Genomic DNA, 11,957 nt, shown 5'->3' on the forward strand with positions numbered 1-11,957 from the left:
CTTTACTAGCTTCGTCTGGTTTCCAGGCTTTATCTATTTATCTCTATTATCCCAAATGTTATCTAACGCTATATTTTCATTAGTTAAAAGTGATTTAATAGTATAATAAAATTACTCATATAATATTCTTATTATTGGTTAATAAAAATGACTTGCATCTCTTTTTATCTTAGGGCAAATATCGCTCTGTATCACGACAGAACTTGACGTATTATTTTTTATTTTGCTCATATTCGGGAGGATTTGCCTACTACACCAACAACTCCTGTATTGACAGCATAAGTCAAATACATTTATACTTTTATTACGCTGTCCTTAGCTTGTTTGGGCAGCTTTTTTATAATATATAATTAAATAATAATTACAACCAGACAGCCTTTCTGTCTGGTTTTTTGTTATCGTGTTTTTGAAAATAAATACCGTTTATAAAATAGATTTTAACCGATTATAATACGTCGAGTTTTGTCGTAGTACAGAGCGATATTTGCTATAGATAGAAAAGAGATATGGCCATATGAATCTTTATCTAGAAAAATTAACCAATATCAAAAATAGTAAAATGAACGAATTTATTGTATTAGCAGATGAGTTTACAGGACTGGAGTACTCATGGAAAAAAATAGGAGTCGCAGATAGCAATGTAGATAATGTCCTAACTAAAAATGTTGACGGATATAAATATGAAAGAATGTTTGAAGTAGCCGATGTGAGATGGTGGGGTGTAAAAGGAGATGGAACGGACGAAAGTACAGCGTTAAATCAAATGCTTTTGGATATTAAAACGAATAAAAAAGTAAATGAAGTAGCCTTTTATGGTCTGGAAAAGGTAGTCATCAACTCAACATTGAACATTAAAAGAGGCGATTTAATTATTGATGGCAAGAATTGTGAGCTTTCAAGTACTAAAGATTATGACAATATCATTTTTACTATTGAGGCTACTCCTATTGCAGGAACAGAAGATTTCGAGTATTACAATAATATCAATATCAAAAACTTTATTTCGGGGAATTCTACAACCGCACAGACATTCCTTAAAGCAACATCAAGCCATTATTTAAGAATTACGGACTGTCGTTTTGATGGAATGAAGCTCGGATTTGATTTAAAAGACTGTTATTTTACCAAAATTAATGCTGTTTATTTTCATTCAGTTTATCAGGCCTTTAAGTTTCATGATGCAACAAATGCATTTAATGTAACGAACATGAAGGTTCATGGAGCTGGTATTCCATCAGAAATAAGCAATACAACAACAGGTGGAAACATATCTGGCTGCAGTTTTGAAGACGCTTCAGGACGTTTAGTTTTAGACCGAAGTTTTGGAATTAACATTACAGGAAATTATTTCGAAGGGTATAATGAAAATAAAGTAGACAGCTATATCAAATTAAGCTTAAGTGCAAGGTATGAGAATGTGGCGGGAATTAATATTGCCGGAAACTTATTTTATACTGGAGCAATGCAAGCTATTAAATTAGATAAAGTTGTAGGGATTTCAATTACAGGAAATTTTATTGGAACACTTCATGCTGTTAACGTAAGTGGAAATGGAGATTCTACCCAGAGAAATATTAATTACAGCGGGAATGCATGGAGATATACTCCGTCGCAACAAGTTGGACTTCCAATAAGCCAGTCATCTGAATTTATAGGAGATTTTGATGGTGGCAGGGGAAATATTTCTCCGGAATGGAATGTACCCGTTATCTTTACGCCACAGGTTTTTCACGGTAGATTTTTTGAGGATGGAGATCACCAATTTGCTGCGACAGCAATGGATGCATCTACGACAGCAAATTATATGACGCATACCTGGCAGACTAACGGCAAAAAAACAGAAGCTTATCTAAACGGATCAATTAATTTATTAAGTAAAAACTTTGAAGCCCATGATAGTTTCACTGTAGATTTTGAACCTTTTGGATTCGGAAGTACTACCGGAACCTTAATCATTCATAACAGTATAGGGAAGTTTGCAATGTTCTTGTGGCAGAGAAATATAAATAGTGTTAATAAAACAGGATTCTTTAAAGAAGTGGTCAATGAATTAGGAGTATCTGTTACTCATAATAACGGATCCATCACTTTCATTAACGGTGACACAGGGCAGTATTTAAAAGCTGAACTAAAAGTTTAATTAAAAAATTAATATAAAAATGAGGGAGTTTGGATTTCTAAACTCCCTTTTTTCCGTCTAAAATCATTTCAATCATTTTCACTTTTCTCTTCTCCCTGGTTTCCGGTTTTTTTGCCTCCTCAATCCAGCGGATATATTCTTTTCTGTGAGTGTAGCTCATCTTGTCAAAAAGTTCTTTTGCCTTTGAGTTTTCGTCAAATACAACCGCAATATCTTCCGCGATTTCAACAATCCTTTCCTCACGATCTTCAATAAGAGAGACAGAAACCTCATCACCGAACGTTTTTCCCAGTTGTTTTCTGATGTCTTGGGTAAGTCCCAGAATATGACAGTCATATTTCATTTTTGCAAGACTGCCACGGTATTCAACGGCGTTATCAAAAGTAGCTTTAATTCTTACCTGACCTTTTTTACCAAATAGCTTCTCTGTTGAAAATGGAAACTCTACAAAGGCGGCATTCATTTCTCCATTTTGTTTTATAATTGCGGTAAATTGTATTTCCTGGGTTTTCATCATGAATATTTTAATAGATTAAAAATAAAAAAAACCGTGAAATATTATTTCACGGTTTTAAAAATATATCAGAACAGATTATTTTTTCTTTATTTTTTTAGGCATTGCAGTGGTGCCTGAGTTTTTAGTTTTTGTATCAGCAGGAGTGTTTTCCCCTCTTACAAGTTTCAACTCGTCGATTAATCTTCTTGCACCGGCATACTTGTCGATAGTCCAAAGAACGAAACGAACATCCACGTTGATTGTTTTTTGCCATTCCTGTTCAAAAACAATGTCTCCGCTTAATGCTTCACTGTTTCCATCGAATGCAATACCAATAAGGTTTCCGTCTCCGTCAATTACAGGAGAACCAGAGTTACCACCGGTAATATCATTATTAGAAAGGAAGTTTACCGGCATATATCCAGCTGCATCAGCATACTGTCCGAAATCTCCAAGATTATAAAGATCGATCACTCTTTGTGGAAGATCGAATTCTTCATCCCCTTTTTTGTATTTACCGACAAGACCTGCCATATCAGTATAATAGTTGTCAGTAACTCCGAAGTAGTTTCTGTCGTTTCTGATAGGTAATTTATCTACTGTTCCATAGGTTAATCTCATGGTAGAGTTAGCATCCGGATAGAATTTTTTCTCTGGCATTGCTTTCATTAAACCAGCTAAGAATAAACGGTTGTTTTTTGCAAAATTGTCGTCTACTTTAGAGAATTTTTCAGTGCTCATCTTCTGATCGGTTACAATACCATTTGCAATTTTCCAAAGTGGATCTGCATCAAGCTTTAAAGCATCCGGGTTCAACACAAAGTTGGTAGCAGACGTTTTGTTCGCAAAAATTGAAGCATAAGCCGTATTGGAAAGCTTATCAGAACTTAATCCTAAAATAGTCGGAGAAGCAATGTCTTTATTAGTTACTCTCATTTGGTATAATTTTACCATTGATGCAAGCATTTCTCCTTCTAAAGATGGGTTGAAGTTTTCATAAGCTGCTTTAATAGCTGCTTCAGTTTTAGGCTTCATTGCCAATCTTCCCTGCATATCTTGTGCAGCGTAGGCCTTAAGAACAGATCCTACCTGTAAAGCAAGGCTGATATATTTTGCATTTCTTGAGAATTGAGAAGCGTAATTTCTTTCCACATTTCTTTCAGAAACCTGCTTGTAATAAGCCTCAATATCTTCTAAAACACCATCGTAGATGTCATTTCCTGGCATTACAGACCAGGTTCTGTAGGCTTCTTCGATTTTCTTTTTGTCAGAAATCGTTCCGTTTTTTTCAACAGCATCGATTGTTCCCTGTCTGTTTTTCCAATAGTTAGCTACAGAAGCATATTGAGAAGCATAATTAAGCTGAGTCGCTTTGTCTTTATCCATATACTTCTTCATAACATCCATTGCCAGTTTAGAAGCTTCTACCCAAGCCGGATAATCTTTGTTAACCATCTGCTGAATACCATAAGAAGTCAGGTAACGGTTAGTTCTTCCTGGATATCCTAAGATCATTGAGAAATCACCAGGTTTAACTCCCTTAAGAGAAACCGGAAGGAAATGCTTAGGCTTCAAAGGAGTATTGCTAGGAGAATATTCTGCAGGATTTCCTGCTGCATCAGCATACACTCTGAAAACCGTAAAGTCAGCGGTGTGTCTTGGCCATTCCCAGTTATCTGTGTCGCCACCGAATTTACCTAATGAAGAAGGAGGTGCTCCTACCAATCTGATATCTTTATAATCTTGATACACAAAATAGTAAAATTCATTTCCGTTGAAGAAATCTCTTACCACTACTGTATATTTTCCATTTTCAGAATTTTCAGTCTGGATCGCTTTAGTTTCAGCATCAATAACAGCTTTTCTCTGCTCTCCGGTCATATTGTTGCTTAGCTTAGAATTGATTCGCTGAGTAGCATCATCCATTCTTACTAAAAATCGTACATAAAGATCCTTTGCATTAAATTCATCTTTCTGCTTCATTGCCCAGAAACCATTCTTCAAATAGTCTTTTTCCGGAGTAGAAGCTGCCGCAACAGCACCATAACCACAGTGGTGGTTAGTGAAAATAAGTCCCTTATCAGAAACAATCTCACCAGTACAGAAGCCACCGAAACTTACGATAGCATCCTTCATGCTGGAATTGTTGACTGAATAGATTTCTTCTGGCGTCAAATGCAAGCCTTCTTTTTGCATATCGACACCATTAAGTCTTTTGATGAGCATTAACAGCCACATCCCCTCATCCGCCCTCATCTGAGCAAAGCCCAATAAGAAAGTGAACAGTAGAAATAGTCTTTTCATTTTATATAATAATTTTTGTGTCGCTAATTTACTAATTTTTACGATATTCTGTTTTGGATTGGTACGAAAATGGGAGGATAAAAGGCATGAAAAAAATAATAGTTGCACTTTTCACGGTTTTGTTTTTAGGAATGATGATAAACTGCTCATCAGCGCAGGTTAAAAATCCTCATATTCAAAGACAGTGGATGCTGGTTTCTCTGGATGGTTTTTCTAAAGATGAGCTTATTAAAAACAAAGCAGAAATCAATCTGACTGCCAAAAATGAAAATGGTAAAATCCGGGGATCGGCTTATATGGGTTGCAACAGAATGTTTTTTACCTCAGAATTTAAAAATAACGGGAAAGTAAAAATCTCAGGGCTTGGGAGTACCATGATGGCTTGTCAAAATATGAATCTGGAGACTTCTTTTCAAAAGAAATTTGAAAAAATGACAACCTATTCTGTAGAAGGTCATTTTTTAACGGTCTCTGATGATAATGGTAATGCTATGAAATTTGTGGCAGCAGATTGGGATTAATCGAAGATTTACATTACATATACAAGATAAAAGTCCGCAATTTGCGGACTTCTTTGTGTTGAAAAATCTAGTGAGGTCATTAGTTTTTAGGAATTGTTCTTTTGATTTCTTCTAAAGTTGCTGTATTGGGGATACCGGGAATAGTATTATTTGTGTTCCTAGAATTAGCTGTGTGGGTAGTTGCCTGTCTGTTGGGAATAGTTTTTTTGATCTCTTCAATACTTGCCGTATTGGGCAGCAGCTTTTCAGAATTATCATTCTTTGCTTTACTCTGTTGTTCCTGTTTTTTAACGGCCAGTCCTTGTTCTGAAACTAAGGCCGCTGGAGCCTGTTTTTTCTGTGTATTTTCCTGATTGTTTTTTATCATTTGAGCATCTTGATCTTTAAGCCCTTTTACGACCAGTGTCTGGTCTTTCAATTCTGTAGTATTGCTTTCCTGAGCGTAGATGCTTACGCTCAATAGCAATAGGGTAGTGATATATAACGATTTCATAATGTTTTATTTAATGTTTACAAGTACTTTTATTTTTCCGGTTTCGGGTTGGTTATAGTCCTGGAGGGCTTTTCCGATCACCTGTCCTATTTTTATTTTTTTACTGTTACCTTTCATTGCGACTCCGGATTGTGATGAGGTTACCAGGAGATCACCTCTTTTTATAACACCTCCTTCCAGGCAAACCTTAGTAGGAATTACACCGATTACGCCCATAGGAACCTTATCAGTCAGTTCGGAATCAATATTTTCTTCCGTTAAAAGAACTCCGGGCTTGGTGGCGTATACTCCTGCAACAAGAGTGGAATAAGGTTTTGAAGACTTTTCTACCGTTCTGTCAGAATCTGTTGAAATAACCAGGATATCGCCGGTTTCATATTCAGAAGTATTTCCTTCTACATCAAACAGTTCCGCTACGTCGGCTCCGCTGCTTTGTGTCCCCCCATTAAAAAATCCTTTTCCGGTTTTATCAATACGGGCAACGTTTAAGGTTGCACTTTGATATACTGCAATATTTCCGGAAGGCCCCGTATGGTTGATGAAGAGCCCCGTTCCTGTTCCTGCGTTAGTAACAGACAATACCGGTACAGAGTTGGCTGCGTTAAAATTCCTGAAAAACCCCGCTCTGCCTGTACCGAAATTGGGAACCCACCCGTACACGGCACTTCCCGTACCATCTGCGGATGATTCAATACCATTTCCGTTTTTTCCCGCATTGGCAGTAATACCATTTCCGTTTCCTTCCGTAAGAGCGATTAATGCAGGTCCGTTTCCGGAAGCATTACTTGAATAAAATAACCCTCCAAAACCTCCTGTACCAGCAGACTCACCATAAACACCAGCAGTACCAAAGTTTGCAAACTGAGAAGTTACTTTACCATGCACGGCCGGCGAAGTCCCTGATACATTATCTACAAGAAAATCTCCACCTGTACCGTTTCCAATCGTTTTTACAGTGACAACAGTTGTATTATTGGCATCGTTAAAATTTTGAAACTCTGCAGCCTTACCAGTACCGAATGAAGGAACCCATCCATACATGGCACGCCCTGTACCATCTACGTTGGCTTCTATAGCATTGCCATTCTTTCCTGCATTAGCCGTAATGGCATTTCCGTTGCCATCAGTTAATGCGACTAAAGCAGCTCCATTTCCATTGATATTTGAAGAATAGAAAAGACCGCCGAATCCTCCTGTTCCTGAAGAAACCCCAAAGATTCCCGCCGCACCAAAGTTTCCAAAAATGGTTTTAACTTCACCGCGTACGGCTGCCGCAACACTGTTTGTATTGTTGACAAGAAAAGAAGAGGCATTTCCTTGAGTATTATCTGGAATATTTCCATTTCCGTTGCTTTCTACCTCAAAAGCATTTCGGTCATTCGTCGTATTCGTATTTTCAAATCTTCCTGCACGACCTGTACTGTTGCTAAGGCCTACCTGTCCGAAAACACCAACACCTGTACCTGCGGTATTGGTGGCTATAAATCCTCTCACACCATATCCCGCTCCGTCATTTCGGCCCACAACAGCACCTGCAATACCACTGGTTGTTCTTCCTACGATGGCTTCACCGTTTCCGCTATTATCTCCTACGATACCGGCAGATGTTTGTTGGCTTGTAATACCCTGCACGGCAAATCCGCTTCCTGTGGAGCTTAAAACTCCGGCTCCCGTTCCGGAGGAGGAGACATTAACGACTGTTCCGTTTCCTAATGTTGAAGCATTAATAACATTATTATTGTTTGCATTATTAGATATAGCTATATTCGCTGCAATGCCGTTTGTGCTTGTTGCGTTAAGTCCGGTTCCTGTATTGCTATTGGCATAAACACCATATCCGGCCCCTGAAGCATTACCATAAACTCCAATACCAGCCGGAGTAACGCCATATACTCCCCATCCGCTTCCGTTTTGGCTTCCCCATACTCCGACGCCTAAACCTCCGGTACCATTATTAATTCCCCGGACACCAGAAGAAAAACCGCCAGGAGCGGTATTACTTACAATACCCCGAACGGCTGCAATACTGGAAGTTGTTGTACTATTGATTCCTTCCAAAGAAGTACCGTCGCCATCATTTGTTAAAGAAAAAAGAGTGGCAGCATTATTAACGGTATTTACATAGGGAATGCTAAAACTTCCTCCTGAGCTTCCAGCTGATTTGGCATACATAGCGTAAGGAACGCTTAATAATTGACTGGTTCCGGTAATGGTATAATTAGTGCCTCCTGCCGGATCAGTTTCTGTTTTTAAATAATAGCTTCCGGTTGGCCAGCTAATCGTTGAAAAAGTTCCCGAAAGGACAGTGCCTGTACCTATTTCAAGGCTTATCAGTCCATTGGCATTCGTGTTTCCGGTAAGTCTTTCAGAATATACAACTGTTCCGGCAGGAGACCCTTGCAATACACTTACCCGTATTCCGATACTTTGATTGGTAAGCAGCTGGCCGGAGCCGTTTCTCATGAGAGCCTGATAACTCATTTTTTCCGGAGCCTGTGCTAGTCCCATAAATAGGCCCAGCATAATCCCCAACGCTAATAATATTCTTTTCATGGTAGTTATTTTTTTATGATTTTAAAGGTCTTGATGTTTTCTCCGTTCTTGGTGATCCGGATGATGTATAAGGCAGATGGAAGAGCCGAAAAGTTAAACTCAGACTTAGACTGCTGAATTTTTTCCGATTTGATTAGTTTGCCTTGGGCATCGAATAATTGATATTCCGAATCCTTGTAGTTGTTTACTGTAAAATCTAAATACAGTTCATCTTTGAAAGGATTAGGATATAATAAGATACCTTCTTGCTTTGATGAGCCTGAGCTTTCATTAGTTGCGAGTGTCGTGATTTCATAAGCTTGCTGCATGCCTTCCATGACTTGTGGAGGGGTTCCCTTAAATAGGTAAGCAATCTGTCCAACGCTGTAAGAAACAGAGCCGGCGCCTCCTGAAGCATTCGTTCCTGTTGTGAGTACTGCGGATTGTGCATTCAGCAGACTAACGGAAAAGGTGAACAGAATGAGAAAGAAGCAGTGAATAGATGTTCTTTTCATGTACAGTAGTTTTGTGGTTATTAATTGGTGGTTTCCATTTTTTCGGATGAAAATTAAGGAAGACTAATTTACCACATATCAGAAGCGGATCGTTGGAAAATAGACGAACAGCATAAAAAATAGACGAATAGCATGTTGTGTTAAGTTTGCTGAAAATCAGGAGGTTCTATAATTCAAAAAAAGAGAGATTATCTTTATAAGTTCTGCCGATAGGAAGCCTGATTTGGTGGATCAGTTCTACTTCATGAGCATTTTTGCTTAGGATAAGATGTTTAGGGACGGCATAGCTTCGGTGGATCCTTACGAAAGATTCAAAGAAGCTTTTATGCAGAAGATTGCCGAGGGAGTCCAGAATACAGTGTTTCTTTTCAGAAGTCACAATCCGGGTATAATCTTTTAATGCTTCCAGATAGAGAATATCGGCTATTTTAATGTGAAAGACGCTTCCGTTTTCTTTTATTTTAATGCTGTCTTTTCCAACCATGGCATCAAAACAATCGCACTTTTCCTTCATTTTGAAAAAATCAAAAAGCTTTTGCATAGAATGATGAAAGCGTTCTGCTTTTAAAGGCTTGGTGATAAAATCCAATGTATTGATCTCAAAAGTATTGACGGCTAATTCGGGATGGGAACTTACAAAAATACATGCCGGAATTTTATGGGCCAGCTTCCTGAATTCCATTCCGCTCATTCCTGTAAGGTGGGTTTCGATGATCAGGAGATCAATCGGAAGCTCCAGATAGGGAACTGCTTTCTCGGCCGAATCAAATGAGGCGACAATTTCTATATTTCCATAGAGTTTAAGATAATGTTGGAGGACAAGCCTGTCCAGTTCGTCATTATCAATAACCATACATCTAATATTAGGAATCATGATCTTCTGGATGTTAGTTTTTACGTAATTTTTAATTTTAAATGATTATCAATCAAAAATTTACCACATAAAGGTATTAATTTTTCACAAAAGAATAATATGATGAACTTAAATTAATATTAAAATATAAGGTTAAATAAAAAATGATTTTGTTTTTTCTGCTGAAAATGGTAACTTGTAAAAATCACAAACATAGACAGAACTTAATGTTAGATAAGAAAGAACATAATTACGAGAAAGCCATTTTGGTGGGTGTTATAACACAAAATCAGGATGAAGACAAGCTTACGGAATATATGGATGAATTGGAGTTTTTGGCTTTCACAGCAGGAGCAACGGTACAAAAACGTTTTACACAAAAACTAACTCAGCCTGATTCCAAAACATTTATTGGAAGTGGAAAAGCTCAGGAAATAAAAGAATACGTAAAGGAAAATGAAATAGGGACCGTCATTTTTGATGACGAATTATCACCTTCCCAACTTAAAAATCTTGAAAAAGAAATAGAAGTTAAAATTCTGGACAGAACCAATCTTATCCTTGATATTTTTGCCCAAAGAGCACAAACCTCTTATGCAAGAACTCAGGTGGAATTGGCACAGTATCAATATCTTTTGCCCCGATTGACAAGAATGTGGACTCACCTGGAGCGTCAAAAAGGAGGAATCGGGATGAGAGGTCCCGGTGAAACGGAAATTGAGACTGACCGTCGTATTATCCGTGACCGGATTTCCCTGTTAAAAGATAAACTGAAAACGATTGATAAGCAGATGGCTACTCAACGGAACAACCGTGGGAAAGTGGTACGTGCTGCTTTGGTAGGGTATACCAATGTTGGAAAGTCTACTTTGATGAATGCCCTTTCCAAATCTGATGTTTTTGCAGAAAATAAATTATTTGCAACATTAGATACCACAGTAAGAAAGGTAGTGATCGGAAACCTTCCGTTTTTGCTGACCGATACGGTAGGATTTATCAGAAAACTTCCGACACAGCTGGTAGAATCTTTTAAATCTACATTGGATGAGGTTCGTGAAGCAGATCTTTTAATCCATGTGGTGGATATTTCTCATGAAAGCTTTGAAGATCATATCGAATCTGTAAATAATACCCTGATGGAGATTAATGCTCATCAGAAACCGATGATCATGGTCTTTAACAAGATTGATGATTTCAGTTATGATAAAAAAGATGAGGACGATCTTACACCATCTACGAAAAAGAATATCTCTCTGGAAGAATGGCAGAATACCTGGATGGGAAAATCTAAGTATCCAACGGTATTTATTTCGGCTTTAACAAAAGAAAATTTCCCGGAAATGAAAAGGATGATTTACGATGAGGTAATGAAGATCCATATTTCCAGATTCCCTTACAATGATTTTCTTTTCGAATATTTCGATAATGACGAAGAAGAAGCACAAGAAGAGGAAAAGAACGATTAATGAAATATCATTTTTCCCTTTTATTGATCTTTTTTTCTGTTTTTGGATTCAGCCAGAAATCAAAAATTGACATAAAGGGGATTGAGAAAGACCTTACTAATTCTCGGTCCCCTTACTATTATGAAAGGCTTATTTTTAAATATAAGGCTTATCCAAAATCCTTAGACAGTACCGAATCGCGCTATCTGTACTACGGACGAAATTTCAGAACAGACACAATTTCTGCTTCAGATGAACGTTTCAAAAATCTTGCTGAGGCTTTCAAACAGAATAATTTTGCCGACTGTATAGCACAGGGAAAAATTCTATACGAAAAAGACCCGACCAATCTGGACGTTCTATTGATTTTACTTCGGGCTTATGATGATCAAAAAGACGGAAATAATTTGATCTATCACCTGAGCCAGTTCAGAGCACTCACAGACGGTATTAAAAGCTCCGGAGACGGACTTTCTGAGAAAACAGCTTATCAAGTTAATTCTGTAGGGGATGAATACATTCTTCTGAACATTCTCAATATAGGAGAAGAGTATACAAGAAGCTCCAAAGCTTCTAAAAAGGGGATGCTTGACATCTGGGAAAAAGACGACAAAAAAATATATATTAAAATACTTTATACAGACTTATAAATTAAAAA

The 11,957-nt window shown here is 37.6% G+C and carries 10 protein-coding genes; 4 read left to right on the top strand and 6 right to left on the bottom strand.

Features of this window, described 5'->3' with window-relative positions; all coding sequences use genetic code 11:
• Positions 1–559 precede the first annotated feature (559 nt).
• On the top strand, positions 560–2,140 hold the full coding sequence (locus SB679_RS03340) for a hypothetical protein (protein WP_410700807.1): 1,581 nt from the start codon (positions 560–562) through the stop codon (positions 2,138–2,140).
• Positions 2,141–2,177: 37 nt separating this feature from the next.
• Here SB679_RS03340 and SB679_RS03345 read toward each other — a convergent pair whose 3' ends face one another.
• Together SB679_RS03345 and SB679_RS03350 are read right to left on the bottom strand one after the other, a co-directional pair.
• A complete protein-coding gene (locus tag SB679_RS03345; protein WP_410701237.1) occupies positions 2,178–2,654 on the bottom strand; it encodes a YdeI/OmpD-associated family protein in 477 nt (158 codons plus the stop codon).
• A gap of 78 nt (positions 2,655–2,732) precedes the next feature.
• Complete coding sequence (locus tag SB679_RS03350) at positions 2,733–4,940, bottom strand: S46 family peptidase (protein ID WP_410700808.1); 2,208 nt, start codon at positions 4,938–4,940, stop codon at positions 2,733–2,735.
• Between the two features lie 86 nt (positions 4,941–5,026).
• Here SB679_RS03350 and SB679_RS03355 point away from each other — a divergent pair, with 86 nt between their 5' ends.
• The gene (locus SB679_RS03355; protein WP_410700809.1) at positions 5,027–5,461 is read left to right on the top strand and encodes an META domain-containing protein; all 435 of its coding nucleotides are present in this window, start codon (positions 5,027–5,029) and stop codon (positions 5,459–5,461) included.
• Between the two features lie 79 nt (positions 5,462–5,540).
• On the opposite strand, the gene SB679_RS03360 is transcribed toward SB679_RS03355, so the two are convergent.
• The 4 genes from SB679_RS03360 to SB679_RS03375 all read right to left on the bottom strand — a co-directional run bounded on the left by SB679_RS03360 (position 5,541) and on the right by SB679_RS03375 (position 9,875).
• Positions 5,541–5,954, bottom strand: coding sequence for a hypothetical protein (locus tag SB679_RS03360; protein WP_410700810.1), 414 nt, complete (start codon positions 5,952–5,954; stop codon positions 5,541–5,543).
• Between the two features lie 6 nt (positions 5,955–5,960).
• Complete coding sequence (locus tag SB679_RS03365; RefSeq protein WP_410700811.1) at positions 5,961–8,507, bottom strand: beta strand repeat-containing protein; 2,547 nt, start codon at positions 8,505–8,507, stop codon at positions 5,961–5,963.
• 5 nt (positions 8,508–8,512) lie between these two features.
• A complete protein-coding gene (locus SB679_RS03370) occupies positions 8,513–9,001 on the bottom strand; it encodes a T9SS type A sorting domain-containing protein (protein WP_410700812.1) in 489 nt (162 codons plus the stop codon).
• 166 nt (positions 9,002–9,167) lie between these two features.
• Positions 9,168–9,875 carry a LytR/AlgR family response regulator transcription factor gene (locus SB679_RS03375; RefSeq protein WP_410700813.1) on the bottom strand — a complete coding sequence of 236 codons (708 nt, stop codon included), beginning with the start codon at positions 9,873–9,875 and terminating at the stop codon, positions 9,168–9,170.
• 206 nt (positions 9,876–10,081) lie between these two features.
• Between SB679_RS03375 and hflX the strand changes: the two genes are divergently transcribed.
• On the top strand, positions 10,082–11,320 hold the full coding sequence (gene hflX, locus SB679_RS03380) for a GTPase HflX (protein ID WP_034709804.1): 1,239 nt from the start codon (positions 10,082–10,084) through the stop codon (positions 11,318–11,320).
• Entirely contained in the window at positions 11,320–11,949 is a 630-nt protein-coding gene (locus tag SB679_RS03385; RefSeq protein ID WP_410700814.1) for a DUF4919 domain-containing protein, read from the top strand. The genes hflX and SB679_RS03385 overlap by 1 nt, the downstream gene beginning before the upstream one ends.
• Positions 11,950–11,957 lie beyond the last annotated feature (8 nt).

The organism is Chryseobacterium sp. SIMBA_029 (assembly GCF_046535275.1).
Classification (GTDB): Bacteria; Bacteroidota; Bacteroidia; order Flavobacteriales; family Weeksellaceae; genus Chryseobacterium.